Genomic DNA, 13,558 nt, shown 5'->3' with positions numbered 1-13,558 from the left:
AACGATGAGGTGCTTTTATACTTCATCGTTTTTTTTGTTTGGATATTTAAGCCAACTTTTATGTAGTATATGGGGTGGCATGATAAAATATAAAGTAGATGCAAAAAGGATGGGAGCGTACCTATTTATGATTCATGTAATTACAAAAGATGTTATGGAAAAATTTGATTTACAGCTTGTAAGTGGACAAGAAGGAATTGGTCGATACATAACGACGGGCGATATTTCGAGACCTGGGCTTGAGATGGCCGGCTATTTTACGCATTATCCTGCAAATCGTGTGCAGCTATTAGGGAAAACTGAACTCTCCTTTTTTGAAATGTTACCAACAGTTGAAAAAAAGGAACGTATGAAACAACTTTGTTCGGATCAAACACCAGCAATCATTATTTCACGTAATATGAGCGTGCCTCAAGAATTGATGGACGCTTCCAATGAAAATAATGTGCCCGTTCTAGTAACGCCGAATACTACGACAAGGTTTTCAAGTCGTTTAACGAACTTTTTAGAAAGTAAACTTGCTCCAACTACGGCTATGCATGGTGTGCTTGTAGATGTATACGGAATAGGCGTATTAATTATCGGCAAGAGCGGCGTCGGAAAAAGTGAAACCGCGTTAGAGCTTATTAAAAAGGGACATCGACTCGTAGCAGATGACAGTGTAGAAATTCGCCAAGAAGCTGAAAGTATGCTCATTGGTAGCCCGCCGCCATTATTAGAGCATTTACTTGAAATTCGGGGCATTGGGATTATCGATATTATGACATTGTTTGGAGCAAGTGCCATTCGCCCATATAAACGAATTACGCTAATTGTAGAATTAGAAAATTGGGACCCTGAGAGGTTTTATGATCGTCTTGGTTTAGATGAAGAAAAAATGAAAATCATTGATACGGAAGTGACGAAGCTAACGATTCCAGTACAGCCTGGTCGAAATGTTTCGGTCATTATTGAAGTAGCTGCGATGAATTATCGCTTGAAAAAGATGGGCGTCAATGCGGCAGAAGAATTTTCTCGTAGATTAGACGACATGATTGCAGCAAATGATGAGATGGATGATTACTAATTTGATTTGAAAATTGAAGGGAGAATAAAATGAATATACAGTTATTAGCAATTAACCCTGTTGCATTTCACTTAGGCCCAATACCGGTGAACTGGTATGGGATACTTATTGGAATAGGGATTGTCCTCGCTTATTTCCTTGCACAAAGAGAAGCGGTTCGATTAGGACTGGACGATGAATTTATTGCAGACTTTTTAATTTGGGCAGTACCAATTGGCATTTTGTCGGCGCGTATTTATTATGTCGCGATGAAATGGGATTATTATGGTGCCAATCCAGGTCGAATTATTGAAATTTGGAATGGTGGTATTGCGATCCACGGTGCATTAATTGGTGCATTTATTACCGCTTATTACTTCACGAAAAAACGCAAAGTAAGCTTTTTACGCTTAGCGGATATCGCCGCACCAAGTATTTTGATTGGTCAGATTATTGGGCGTTGGGGTAATTTTGTTAACCAAGAAGCTTATGGTGGCCCTGTTACACGTGAGTTTTTAGAAAACCTTTTCCTTCCGAATTGGATTATTGAGCAAATGTATATTAAACATGAAAATACTTATGTACATCCTACTTTTTTATATGAATCACTATGGAATATAATTGGTTTTGTCGTGTTAATTGTTGCGCGTAAATTTAACTGGCGTCGCGGAGAAATGTTCTTCTTCTACTTAATTTGGTATTCAATTGGACGTTTCTACATCGAAAGTCTACGTACAGACAGCTTATACTTAATTGGAGATTTACGTTCCGCACAGGTCGTGTCCATTATTGGTATTACGGTGGGTATTATTGCAATTGTTTACCGTCGTATGAAAGTCAAACCAGTTGTACGCTATTTAGATAAAAAATAAAAGTAGAAAGCCGTTTGCAATTTTGCGAGCGGTTTTTATTACACGAATAAAGGGGAAACCATATGAAAACAAAAGCCTTATTATTTGATTTTGATGGAACATTAATCGACACCAATGACTTGATTGTCCAAACATTTATGCAGATTTTTGACGAAATATTTCCTGGGCAATATTCGACGCAAGATTGCTTGAAATTCATTGGTCCGTCATTGAAGCAGACTTTTGACGAATTAACACCTGGTAAAACAGATGAAATGATTTCCAAATATAAAAAGTGGAACGCCCTGCATCACGATGAACTTGTAAGAGGCTATGATGCGGTTTTAGAAACGCTTGAGCAGCTGCATTCAATGGGGATAAAATTAGCGATTGTCTCTACGAAAGGCAAAGATGGCTTAGCCCGTGGTATGAAAGTGTTAGGGGCAGGTCATTTATTTGAAGTCATTGTAGGAATAGATGATGTTACACATGTAAAACCTCATGCAGAGCCGATATTACTCGCGCTGCAAAAATTAGGTGTAACGGAAGATGAGGCTATCATGATTGGCGATAATTCCCATGATATTGAAGGTGGTAAAAATGCAGGAGTGCGTACAGCAGGCGTCGCTTGGTCCGCAAAAGGAGAGGCATTTTTACAGCAATTTAATCCAGATTATATGCTACAACATATGCATGATTTAATCGGAATTGTGAAAGGGGATTAGATATGAGAAGGACTGAGCGCTATCAGGTGGACGGAGCGAACTCACTTTGGAATATTTATAAAACGGTATCCTTTTTTAAGGTGATGAAGTGTTTTATCATTATTCAAATAGGACGTTTTGTGCCCTTTTTGTCTGTTAAAAATTGGCTATACCGTACTTTTTTGGGGATGCGTATAGGTAAGCAAACTTCCATTGCCTTAATGGTCATGCCTGATACGATGTTTCCAGAACGTATTTCTGTTGGTGATAATACGGTCATCGGTTTTAATACGACCATTTTAGCACATGAATATTTAATCGAGGAGTACCGTCTCGGCGATGTTGAAATCGGTAGCCGCGTCATGATCGGGGCAAACTCAACGATTTTACCTGGCGTGAAAATTGGGGACGATGCAATTGTTTCTGCTGCGACGCTTGTGCATAAAGATGTACCAGCTGGCAGTATGGTTGGTGGTAATCCAATGCGAATCATTTTCACAGCAGAGCAACAAATAGAACGAAAAAAACAGGATCAACCGATTTGGCATAATGAAAAATAGCATGTATAAGTTCATCAAAAGTTTCTAGCTTTTCATTGTCAGTATTCTAATAAAGTATTTGCTAATTTAGGTTGGCTAAGCACATGAGGCGCACAGCTTCGAGGCCAACACGATGTGGCGTCCTTAGCCTGAGTTCCTTTCTATACGACTCATCTGTGTGCTTTGTGCAAAGCTAGCCTATTTTAAAATTTTCCCTTTTTAAATCCTTTCTTGATTGAGTGCGTTGCTGCCGTGGGAGGCGACGTCATCTGAAAATAGATTGTCCTCTGAAATAGAAATCAACTCCATCTTTTTCAAAAGGACTTTTAAAAGCTATTTTATTAGTTAAGAAAATGTAGATTAAAAAGCAAAAACTTATGACTAACGGGTTCGATTGATAGGGAGAAAGGTGCAAATTAACAACGCAAGTAACAGGTTAATCAGCATACATTCTAACAGTGAAAAAGCTATTTAAAAAACAAGTTAAAACGCTCAGAAATCTGAGCGTTTTTTGTAGCAATATTTTACTATCTTCATCGAACTGAAGCAGGTGAATTACCTCTTGGGAAGTACATAGAAATAGGAAGACTTGCAATAAGGCATCAGAAATCATAATCAAAATAGCTTTTTACAAATCTTGACATGCGGTTTATGTCATCTGGTTCACCGATTTTGTCCAAATCAGAATCATAGAAGTACAAATACGCGATGCGTTGGTGTTCATCGGACGTGCCTATCATCCCGAAGTATTTCGGATAGCCGTTTCCTTCCAACACTCGGAACTCATAGCTGTTCAGCGAGAACTCAACATTCGGGCGACTCGTATCATCGGTCGTTTCAGACGTGTCTTCCAGTTTGGAGATTGCGAAGTCTTCTGTGAGTTTACCTTTTTCACTTTCATAGGTTTTCGTGTCATATTCGACCACAAGCACTACCGAGTTGGCTTCGAAGAGGAACATCTTTTTTTGCGTATGTCGGTAATCGATATCCCTGTATGTTGGCAACTCGTCAAGAACGGGCATCACGTCTTTTGCTTCCGCATCCATTGCCGTGCCCGTGTTCAGGTACTCATCGATATCGGCATTTGTCTTGCTACAGCCCGTCAGCAGGAGTGCAACGATCATCATGATGAAGAGTTTAATAAGCGAAACATGTTGTCGTTTCAAAAATCCCATCCCCTTTTGTGTCATTCCCCATAGGTTCCGTGAGTGTTGCGATTTTACGTTTTATATCAATTTCTGTTCTTCTGATTGAACAAACTTGCTCCGTTAGTTGAAGACCATCATTTCGCAATCTGTAATTTATATTAGCATAGATTCCTCATTTACCTTCCATATTCTTCTTCCCAATAACCAATTAGCGAGTGTTTAACAACGTAATTAACAAAGGCATATAAATTTATGTACTGTTGCTAATTCCTGTGTATATAGACATTTTCTTTCCGTTAATAGACAAACTTCCCGACCACATCAAAATTTACGGAGAATTTCTATATCCGATACAACACATCCTATATTTTCTAATTATTAAATTAAGGAACATAATGCGTATTTGGCAAATGCCAGTATATTGCCACAATCGATTTGAGTGTAGGGTCATTATTAAGGTATAATAAAATGAAATATCAGAAAATTTAAATAATGAAAATTTTGTGAATAGGTTGACTTTGTACTATGAATAGCGGTAGAATACTTTCACACACTAGTTGTTTAGCGCTCTAGTGAGGTGAAGTGTATATTGTAGATTTATATGGTCATTTGCTGGTTTATAAAATACAGATAAAAGTTTAGGATGTGTCAAAATGTCATCGATAAAAATGTTTGAAAAACCGCTTGGGATGCGCGATACATTTCCACAAATATATGAAAAATTAGAACTGATTCGAACTACGGGAAGCAACCTTTTGAAAGAGCGCGGCTACGAATTTATCAAAACACCAACCGTTGAATATTTCGATACAGTAGGAAAAGCATCTGCAATTTCTGATGCGACATTGTTCAAATTGGTTGATAATCAGGGCAATACGCTCGTACTTCGCCCAGATATGACAACACCAATCGCACGCGTAACGACTTCAAAATTATTAAAGGAAAAAATTCCACAACGTTTAGCTTATTTCGCAAACGTATTCCGGGCACAACAGCAAGAAGGTGGACGCCCAGCAGAGTTTGATCAAATGGGTATTGAGTTAATCGGGGATCAGTCGGTTTACGCGGATGCAGAAGTCATTATGACAGCCATTGATTTAATTAAGGCATTCGGTATCACATCATTTAAAGTAACGATTGGGCATGCAGGCGTATTAAGCTGTATTTTACAAGATTATACGGAAAGCGCAGAACAAGCAGGAAAGTTAAATAAATTACTCGTCAAGCGCAATTATGTGGGATTTGAAGAGGCGGTACATGCCTTTGATTTACCGAAAACTAAATCGGATGCACTGTTAGCTTATATTGAAGAGGCTATCAGCCTTCCATCAATGGAAACGATTGAGCGATATGTACGTAAAAACGACGCACTCGAATATATGCAAAATTTATTGCGAATTTTAGAACAGGCAGGATATGAGCAGTACATTGCATTTGACTTTACACTTTCGAGCCATATGAGTTATTACACAGGTATGTTATTTGAAATATTTGCAACGGGTAGTGGCTTCCCTCTAGGTAACGGCGGCAGGTATGATGGACTGCTCGAACATTTCGGTTCCAATGTAGGTGCAACGGGCTTTGGGTTACGAGTAGACAGACTTTATGAAGTAATGCCAAAAATCGAAGTAGAAAATAATCAAGTACTCGTTCTATTTGCAGCAGATCGATTTGCAGAAGCGCTTATACAGGCAAAATTCTTACGCGAGCAAGGGAAACAAGTAACATTCCAAGCGTATGAAGGACTTATAGATGTTGAAGCATTAAAAGAACAATTTGAAGTAGTAAATGAATTTCGAAGTAAGGAGGCGTAGGCAATGACAGAGTTAACAATCGCGATGCCAAAAGGGCGAATTTTTGAAGAAGCATATGAAATGTTAATTCAAGCAGGTTTTAACCTTCCAGAAGAAGTGGAAATGTCGCGCAAATTAATGATCGAAATACCTGAAGAAAAAATTCGATTTATCTTAGCAAAACCAATGGATGTCCCCGTTTATGTGGAACATGGTGTAGCGGATATCGGAATTGCTGGCAAGGACGTATTACTAGAGCAACGTCGTACCGTGCATGAACTTTTAGATTTAAAAATTAGTGAATGTTACATCGCATCTGCGGGCTTACCCAATACAAAATTAAGTGAAATTGCGCCACGTATCGCAACGAAATATCCGAATATTGCGATGAAATATTATAAAGGGATTGGCGAGCAAGTGGAAATTATCGAACTCAATGGCTCAATCGAATTAGCACCGATGATAGGTCTTGCCGACCGCATTGTAGACATCGTTTCTACGGGAAGAACATTAGCGGAAAATGGCCTAGTGGAGTATGAACAAATTGCAGAAGTTTCATCTCGTTTAATCGCCAATCCAGTGAGTTACCGAATGAAAAGTGAGCGCATTCAAGATTTAGTAACACGTTTAAAAACATGTGTGAAATAAAAGGGGTGGTAGCATGAAGATTACAACGCTAACAGATGATATTTCATTAAAACGTCAGCTTGAAAGTGGCAATGAAGAGCAACTAAAAACTGTGCGCCAAGTAATTGCGGACGTCCGTGCGAAAGGTGATCAGGCGGTCAAGTATTATAGTGAAAAATGGGATGGCTTTGCACCAAAGGACTTGAAGGTGAGTGCCGTAGAAATAAATGAGGCGGTCGCTAGCTTTGATGCACAATTATATAAAGATTTAGAGGAAGCAGCAAATAATATTCGTTTTTACCATAAGGAACAAAAACGTGATGGCTACAAGCTTCCATTAGCAGATGGCTCTTGGCTTGGACAACGGATTACACCACTGGACGCGGTAGGACTTTACGTACCAGGAGGCTCAGCGGCATATCCATCCTCGGTATTAATGAATGTCATTCCTGCACAAGTAGCCGGTGTAAAACGTATTGTCATTACTTCACCAGCTGGTAAAGATGGCAAACTACCAGCTGCTGTGTTAGTAGCCGCATACATATTAGGTGTGACAGAAATTTATAAAGTTGGTGGTGCACAAGCAATTGCAGCCCTTGCTTATGGTACAGAGACAATTGCACCGGTTGATAAAATTACAGGTCCAGGCAATATTTTTGTCGCACTGGCGAAACGTGAAGTTTTCGGTGAAGTCGCAATTGATATGATTGCAGGGCCTTCAGAAATTTGTGTACTAGCAGATGATACTGCATATGCCGATGAAATCGCAGCAGACTTATTATCACAAGCAGAGCATGATGCATTAGCGTGTGCGGTACTCATTACGACGAGTGATGACTTAGCGGATACTGTGGCAGAGCAAGTAGAAATACAATTGCGCAAGCTGCCTCGTCAAAGCATTGCCCGTCAATCAATTGAAAACTTCGGGCATATTTATGTAGCAGAATCAATAGCCGAAGCGGTAAAAGCCGTCAATTCATTAGCACCTGAGCATTTAGAAGTCATGACAGAAGATGCAGAGAAAGTTGCACAAATGGTGACACATGCGGGCGCGATTTTTATCGGACGCTACAGTTCAGAGCCAGTAGGAGATTATTTCGCAGGAACGAACCATGTATTGCCAACGAATTCAACGGCGCGTTTTGCAAGTGGTTTAAATGTGGATGATTTTATTAAACGGACAAGTGTTGTTTACTATAGCGAAAAAACATGGGCACAAAATGCTCCGAAAATTGCCCGTTTAGCTCGATTAGAAGGATTAGAAGGACATGCGCGTGCAGTAGAGTCACGTGGCTGGGATAAAGGAGAATAAAAAATGACACGTTTTGCAAAAATTGAGCGTAATACAAATGAAACGAAAATTGCAGTGGAACTAAATTTAGATGGTACAGGTCAAGTAGAAATTAAGACAGGCATTGGCTTTATGGATCATATGCTCGATTTGTTTTTTAAGCACGGTCTATTTGATGGGAAAATTATTGCGAATGGGGATACATGGATTGATGATCACCATACAGCAGAAGATATTAGCATTGTACTTGGGCAAGTTTTCCGTGAAGCATTAGGGGATAAAAAGGGCATTAAGCGCTATGGAACGGTCTTTGTCCCAATGGACGATGCATTAGCACAAGTTGTTGTTGATTGCTCAAATCGTCCACATTTAGAATATCGCATTGAACCGACATTAAATGCGAAGGTCGGCACATTTGATACAGAACTTGTGCATGAGTTTTTATGGAAATTTGCACTAGAAGCCCGTATTAATTTACACGTTATTGTACCTTATGGACATAACACACACCATATTATTGAAGCCATTTTTAAAGCATTAGCACGCGCACTGGATGAGGCAATTCAACTAGATCCACGCGTCAAAGGAGTGCCTTCCACAAAGGGGCTGTTAACGTGAAAATTGGTGTAATTGATTATGGCATGGGCAATTTATTTAGTGTCGAGCAGGCATTGAAGCGTTTAAATGTGAAAGTCATTGTGACAAGTGATAAAGCCCAGCTAGATCAGGCAGATGCTCTTGTATTACCAGGTGTGGGCGCTTTTCCGGATGCGATGAAAAGATTACAAGAAACAGATTTAATCAACTACATTAAAGAAACAAAAAAGCCGCTTCTTGGTATTTGTCTTGGGATGCAGCTTCTATTTGAAGCAAGTGATGAAGTGACACCAACAACCGGCTTAGGTATTTTCAAAGGACGTATTGAGCGTTTTAAAGGGGTTTCGCGTATTCCGCATATGGGGTGGAATGATTTAACACTTCAACAAACACCGGAATGGCTACAAAATAAAACATTGACAAAAGATCGATTTGTCTATTTTGTACATTCATTTTATGTAACAAATATGGTGTCGCAACAATTAATCGCTGCGGCACAATATGAAGGGGTAACGGTGCCAGGAATTGTAGCTAAAGATAATTTTACAGGCATGCAGTTTCACCCAGAAAAATCAGGCCAGTTTGGTGTTTTCTTATTACGTGAATGGGCGAATGGAGTGGAGGCGACATTATGTTAACGAAACGAATTATTCCGTGCTTAGATGTGAAAGATGGACGCGTTGTAAAAGGCGTGCAATTTGAAGGACTTCGTGATGCAGGCGATCCTGTTGAATTAGCTAAGTTTTACGACGAACAAGGTGCTGATGAGCTCGTGTTTTTAGATATTTCCGCTTCCCATGAAGGACGTAAAACGATGGTGGATGTTGTACGTGAAACTGCGGCGACCTTGGCCATTCCATTTACAGTAGGTGGCGGCATTCGTACGCTAGATGATATGAAGAAAATTTTGCGTGCTGGTGCGGACAAAGTATCGGTTAACACATCAGCATTAGAGCGACCAGCATTAATTAAAGAAGGCTCAGATTATTTTGGTGCACAATGCATCGTTTGTGCCGTTGATGCACGTTATTCAGAAGAAGATGGTACATGGATGGTGTATACGCATGGCGGACGCAATAAAACGACTTGGCAAGCTGTAGAGTGGGCGCAGGAAGCTGTTCGTCTTGGTGCGGGTGAAATTTTATTGACGTCGATGAATCAAGACGGTGAAAAAGCGGGCTTTGATTTAGCGTTAACAAAGGCAGTGCGTGATGCGGTTACAGTTCCGGTCATTGCAAGTGGCGGTGCAGGCAATGCCGAACATTTTAGAGCAGTGCTGCAAGATATAGATACAGATGCGGCTTTAGCGGCAAGTATTTTCCACTATAAAGAAACAAGTGTAGCAGAAGTGAAAAGTTATTTAAAAGAAAAAGGAGTTCCTGTCCGATGAACGTAAAATTTGATGAACAAGGCTTAGTTCCAGTCGTTGTTCAAAATGCACAATCAAAAGAAGTATTAACAGTAGCTTATATGAATGAAGAATCTTTAGCGAAAACGATTTCAACAGGCGAAACATGGTTTTACTCACGTTCACGCGCAGAGCTTTGGCATAAAGGAGCAACGAGCGGAAACACACAGCAAGTTGTTTCTATTAAAACGGATTGTGACCAAGATGCGCTCGTTGTAGAAGTGATTCCTGCTGGACCGGCTTGTCACAATGGTACAACGTCGTGCTTTACAGAAACAATCGTAGAAAACCCTCGTACAGGCTCGGTAGGTATTTTACCGCAACTTGTAGAAGTCATTAAGCAACGTGAAATCGATATGCCAGAAGGAGCGTACACAACGTATTTATTCGATAAGGGCATCGATAAAATTTGTAAAAAGGTTGGGGAAGAAGCAACAGAGGTTGTCATTGGTGCTAAAAACCGCGACAAAGAAGAAGTGAAGTGGGAATCTGCGGATCTTTTATACCATCTTTTAGTATTGCTTCAAGAGCAGAAAGTGGATGTTTACGAAGTGCTCGAAGTTTTACAAAAGCGCCATGAGGGCAAACCGCAAAGTTAAGTGATGAGAACAACCTCCATTAAAGTTCAATTTATGACATTAGTGTTGAATATGCTATAATAAAACCAATTATTAAGGGACGTGAAATTATGCGTTCCTTATTCTTTTTGTTTCGTCGAAATAACAGGACTACAATAATTGAAAGTAAAAAAGGAACAGAAAAGAACTTTCTAGTTTCGGAGGAATTTGATTGGAAAATAAACGATTACAAGCCAAATCAACAAACATCGTGTCATTTATGCCGAATGGCGATTATTATTATAGCAAAGCTTTAAAGGCAATTGACCGTGATGAGATGGATAAAGCATATAAATATATTAAACGCGCGGCAGATTTAAGCCCAGATGATGCGCATGTGTTACTACAATACGGTATTTTAGAAATGGAATTACAAAATTTTGAGCATGCATACGAATTAATTCATACAGCGTATAGCAAAGAGCCCAATGAAGCAGAAATTATTTTTATGCTAGCTGAAATTTCTGGATGCCTTGGCTTGATTCATGATGCCAAAAAATATGCTGCACAGTATTTAGAACTGGAAACGGATGGCGCGTACAATGAAGACGCCTTGGAAATATTGGATTTCGTAGACTATGTGGCAGATACAGAGCAAGATATGGACGAGCATGATGCGGCTAAAATGCTTGCACAGGAAAAAGCGAGACGTTTAATGGAGCAAGGGCATTTTCAGCAGGCGATCGAAGCACTTGAACAAGTAATTGAAGAATTTCCACAGCTTTGGACGGCGTATAATAATTTAGCGCTAGCTTATTTTTATATCGGTGAAGCAGAGCAAGCAAAAGCATTATTACATGAAGTGTTGAGAGAGAATCACGGCAACCTACATGCACTTTGTAATTTAACAGTTTTTGCTTACTACGAAGAAAATGCAGTCGAGTTAGAAGAATTAATAGCGCTGCTAAAAAAAATACAACCATATGACTGGGAAAATCGTTACAAACTAGGTGCAACATTGGCGCTAATTGGGCAGTACGAGGAAGCTTTTAAATGGTTGCGTTCGATGGCGAAAAAAGGCTATGAAGGCGATACGGGCTTTTATTTTTGGCTGGCACAGTCGGCTTATTTTTCAGGACACGAGCAATTTGCACAACATACATGGAAAAACCTTTTGGAACTAGATCCTACAAAAGAAGGCTTAGAACCTTGGGCAGATGGTGACATAGAAAAATATCAAGATACGACAGAAAACCATAGAGACTTCTTAATTCGCCAATTATCAAATGAAAGTGAATCGGGTCGTTTACTCGGCTTGTTTTTATTGAAAAAATCATCGCATAAGCAAGAAATCGTTGCACACCCAACGATGTTGAATGTATCTAATTTTACAGAATTAGAAAAACTGTCATTAGCGTATGCATTGGAATATGATTTCAATGAAAAAGTGAACGCAGAGAAATTTTTCCTTAGATTTATGAAAGTAGCGGAGGAAATTGTCGATGCGAATGAGTCGATTTCGAGTGAAGTAGCCCAAATTTTAAGCACATGGTTTGCCATTGGTGAAATCGCTTATAACGAAGGTTACGACTTTAAAAATACATCAGCTTTAGCGGCTGCTGTCGAGTATTCTTACAATGATGCGTTGGAGAAAAATGTGACGAAAAAAACAATAGCCGAAAAATATAACATTACTTCAGCGACACTCACAAAATATAATGATATTCTTTACGATTTTATTCCTGCAGATAGTAAATAAAACAGTTTAATTGAATTTCTACCATGTATGGCATACGATATAAGGGATGTTTTGATCGATTGGTAAAATTTATAAAGAAATCCACAAAAAAAGGCAGCATCTCGATTTTTTTGAGTGAGGGTTGACCTTTCAATTGAAAGAGGAGAATTATTATGACAGAAGAAAAAATTTATGATGTAGTCATTATTGGTGCAGGACCAGCAGGGATGACTGCCGCTGTGTACACATCTCGCGCAAACCTTTCAACATTAATGATTGAACGTGGTATTCCGGGTGGTCAAATGGCCAATACAGAAGAAGTAGAAAACTACCCAGGATTTGAAACGATTTTAGGCCCTGAGCTCTCTACAAAAATGTTCGATCATGCGAAAAAATTCGGTGCAGAATATGCGTATGGAGACGTTACAGAAATTATTGATGGTGAAGAATATAAAACGATTATTTCAGGTAAAAAACAATATAAAACACGTACAATTATTGTGTCAACTGGTGCAGAATACAAAAAATTAGGTATTCCAGGTGAAACAGAGCTTGGCGGACGTGGCGTAAGTTATTGTGCCGTTTGTGATGGCGCATTTTTCAAACAAAAGAACTTAATCGTTATCGGTGGTGGCGACTCTGCGGTAGAAGAAGGTATTTTCTTAACACGTTTTGCTGACAAAGTGACAATTGTACACCGTCGTGATAAATTACGTGCACAAAAGATTATTCAAGATCGCGCATTTGCCAATGAAAAAATTGACTTCATTTGGAATACGACAGTGAAGGAAATTCATGAAGTAGATGGTAAAGTAGGGAAAGTAACTTTAGTATCAACAGTAGATGGCGAAGAAAAAGAAGCGTTAACAGATGGCGTATTCGTATACGTGGGCATGCTTCCGTTAACGGGACCATTTGGACCTTTGAATATTTTAAATGATGCAGGCTATATTGTAACAAATGACCAAATGGAAACGACTGTACCTGGTATTTATGCAGCAGGTGATGTGCGTGAAAAAACGTTACGCCAAATCGTAACAGCAACAGGCGATGGAAGTATTGCAGCTCAAACCGCACAACACTACATTGAAGAATTGAAAGAAAAGTTTAATTTTTAAGAATATTTAATACAAATGTCATCGAATTGAAATATAAATAGGTTAAACTAAGAGTGTAATTGTTTAACCCCCTGATATTCTAATATTTTTAAGGTTGTTTCCATGTAAAGAATCATGGAAGCAACCTCTTTTTATTGTAGAA

14 protein-coding genes are annotated in these 13,558 nt (G+C 39.2%); 13 read left to right on the top strand and 1 reads right to left on the bottom strand.

Features of this window, described 5'->3' with window-relative positions; translation table 11 throughout:
- Positions 1 to 127: 127 nt before the first annotated feature.
- The 4 genes from hprK to ACQKIH_RS05620 all read left to right on the top strand — a co-directional run bounded on the left by hprK (position 128) and on the right by ACQKIH_RS05620 (position 3,160).
- The gene (gene hprK, locus ACQKIH_RS05635) at positions 128 to 1,066 is read left to right on the top strand and encodes an HPr(Ser) kinase/phosphatase (protein WP_057987389.1); all 939 of its coding nucleotides are present in this window, start codon (positions 128 to 130) and stop codon (positions 1,064 to 1,066) included.
- Between the two features lie 29 nt (positions 1,067 to 1,095).
- Positions 1,096 to 1,917, top strand: coding sequence for a prolipoprotein diacylglyceryl transferase (lgt, locus tag ACQKIH_RS05630; RefSeq protein WP_057987307.1), 822 nt, complete (start codon positions 1,096 to 1,098; stop codon positions 1,915 to 1,917).
- Between the two features lie 62 nt (positions 1,918 to 1,979).
- The gene (gene ppaX / locus ACQKIH_RS05625) at positions 1,980 to 2,621 is read left to right on the top strand and encodes a pyrophosphatase PpaX (RefSeq protein ID WP_427763988.1); all 642 of its coding nucleotides are present in this window, start codon (positions 1,980 to 1,982) and stop codon (positions 2,619 to 2,621) included.
- A 2-nt stretch (positions 2,622 to 2,623) separates the two neighbouring features.
- Positions 2,624 to 3,160, top strand: a complete 537-nt coding sequence (locus tag ACQKIH_RS05620; protein ID WP_427763985.1) for an acyltransferase — start codon at positions 2,624 to 2,626, stop codon at positions 3,158 to 3,160.
- Between the two features lie 581 nt (positions 3,161 to 3,741).
- Here the strand turns inward: ACQKIH_RS05620 and ACQKIH_RS05615 are convergent.
- Positions 3,742 to 4,305 (bottom strand): hypothetical protein, encoded by a 564-nt coding sequence (locus tag ACQKIH_RS05615; protein WP_427763982.1) that lies wholly within the window; start codon positions 4,303 to 4,305, stop codon positions 3,742 to 3,744.
- A gap of 635 nt (positions 4,306 to 4,940) precedes the next feature.
- Between ACQKIH_RS05615 and ACQKIH_RS05610 the strand changes: the two genes are divergently transcribed.
- The 9 genes from ACQKIH_RS05610 to trxB all read left to right on the top strand — a co-directional run bounded on the left by ACQKIH_RS05610 (position 4,941) and on the right by trxB (position 13,416).
- On the top strand, positions 4,941 to 6,101 hold the full coding sequence (locus ACQKIH_RS05610; RefSeq protein ID WP_427763980.1) for an ATP phosphoribosyltransferase regulatory subunit: 1,161 nt from the start codon (positions 4,941 to 4,943) through the stop codon (positions 6,099 to 6,101).
- A gap of 3 nt (positions 6,102 to 6,104) precedes the next feature.
- A complete protein-coding gene (gene hisG / locus ACQKIH_RS05605) occupies positions 6,105 to 6,728 on the top strand; it encodes an ATP phosphoribosyltransferase (protein WP_057987314.1) in 624 nt (207 codons plus the stop codon).
- Positions 6,729 to 6,741: 13 nt separating this feature from the next.
- Positions 6,742 to 8,019, top strand: coding sequence for a histidinol dehydrogenase (gene hisD, locus ACQKIH_RS05600; RefSeq protein WP_427763977.1), 1,278 nt, complete (start codon positions 6,742 to 6,744; stop codon positions 8,017 to 8,019).
- Between the two features lie 3 nt (positions 8,020 to 8,022).
- Positions 8,023 to 8,616: an imidazoleglycerol-phosphate dehydratase HisB gene (gene hisB, locus ACQKIH_RS05595; RefSeq protein ID WP_427763974.1), complete on the top strand. Its 594-nt coding sequence runs from the start codon at positions 8,023 to 8,025 to the stop codon at positions 8,614 to 8,616.
- Positions 8,613 to 9,233, top strand: a complete 621-nt coding sequence (gene hisH, locus ACQKIH_RS05590; protein WP_427763971.1) for an imidazole glycerol phosphate synthase subunit HisH — start codon at positions 8,613 to 8,615, stop codon at positions 9,231 to 9,233. The genes hisB and hisH overlap by 4 nt, the downstream gene beginning before the upstream one ends.
- Complete coding sequence (gene hisF / locus ACQKIH_RS05585) at positions 9,227 to 9,985, top strand: imidazole glycerol phosphate synthase subunit HisF (protein ID WP_427763969.1); 759 nt, start codon at positions 9,227 to 9,229, stop codon at positions 9,983 to 9,985. The genes hisH and hisF overlap by 7 nt, the downstream gene beginning before the upstream one ends.
- The gene (gene hisIE / locus ACQKIH_RS05580) at positions 9,982 to 10,602 is read left to right on the top strand and encodes a bifunctional phosphoribosyl-AMP cyclohydrolase/phosphoribosyl-ATP diphosphatase HisIE (protein ID WP_427763967.1); all 621 of its coding nucleotides are present in this window, start codon (positions 9,982 to 9,984) and stop codon (positions 10,600 to 10,602) included. The genes hisF and hisIE overlap by 4 nt, the downstream gene beginning before the upstream one ends.
- A gap of 190 nt (positions 10,603 to 10,792) precedes the next feature.
- Complete coding sequence (locus tag ACQKIH_RS05575; RefSeq protein WP_427763964.1) at positions 10,793 to 12,319, top strand: tetratricopeptide repeat protein; 1,527 nt, start codon at positions 10,793 to 10,795, stop codon at positions 12,317 to 12,319.
- 152 nt (positions 12,320 to 12,471) lie between these two features.
- A complete protein-coding gene (gene trxB, locus ACQKIH_RS05570; protein ID WP_427763962.1) occupies positions 12,472 to 13,416 on the top strand; it encodes a thioredoxin-disulfide reductase in 945 nt (314 codons plus the stop codon).
- Positions 13,417 to 13,558 lie beyond the last annotated feature (142 nt).

It is taken from the genome of Solibacillus cecembensis (assembly GCF_050272495.1).
In the GTDB taxonomy this organism is placed as follows: domain Bacteria; phylum Bacillota; class Bacilli; order Bacillales_A; family Planococcaceae; genus Solibacillus; species Solibacillus cecembensis.
The sequence above is the reverse complement of the archived record's forward strand: the minus strand, read 5'-3'. Positions and strand labels throughout refer to the sequence as shown.

Coding starts and splice junctions, on each gene's coding strand:
- hprK (WP_057987389.1), top strand. CDS start 128: ATGATTCATGTAATTACAAAAGATGTTATGGAAAAATTTGATTTACAG.
- lgt (WP_057987307.1), top strand. CDS start 1,096: ATGAATATACAGTTATTAGCAATTAACCCTGTTGCATTTCACTTAGGC.
- ppaX (WP_427763988.1), top strand. CDS start 1,980: ATGAAAACAAAAGCCTTATTATTTGATTTTGATGGAACATTAATCGAC.
- ACQKIH_RS05620 (WP_427763985.1), top strand. CDS start 2,624: ATGAGAAGGACTGAGCGCTATCAGGTGGACGGAGCGAACTCACTTTGG.
- ACQKIH_RS05610 (WP_427763980.1), top strand. CDS start 4,941: ATGTCATCGATAAAAATGTTTGAAAAACCGCTTGGGATGCGCGATACA.
- hisG (WP_057987314.1), top strand. CDS start 6,105: ATGACAGAGTTAACAATCGCGATGCCAAAAGGGCGAATTTTTGAAGAA.
- hisD (WP_427763977.1), top strand. CDS start 6,742: ATGAAGATTACAACGCTAACAGATGATATTTCATTAAAACGTCAGCTT.
- hisB (WP_427763974.1), top strand. CDS start 8,023: ATGACACGTTTTGCAAAAATTGAGCGTAATACAAATGAAACGAAAATT.
- hisF (WP_427763969.1), top strand. CDS start 9,227: ATGTTAACGAAACGAATTATTCCGTGCTTAGATGTGAAAGATGGACGC.
- hisIE (WP_427763967.1), top strand. CDS start 9,982: ATGAACGTAAAATTTGATGAACAAGGCTTAGTTCCAGTCGTTGTTCAA.
- trxB (WP_427763962.1), top strand. CDS start 12,472: ATGACAGAAGAAAAAATTTATGATGTAGTCATTATTGGTGCAGGACCA.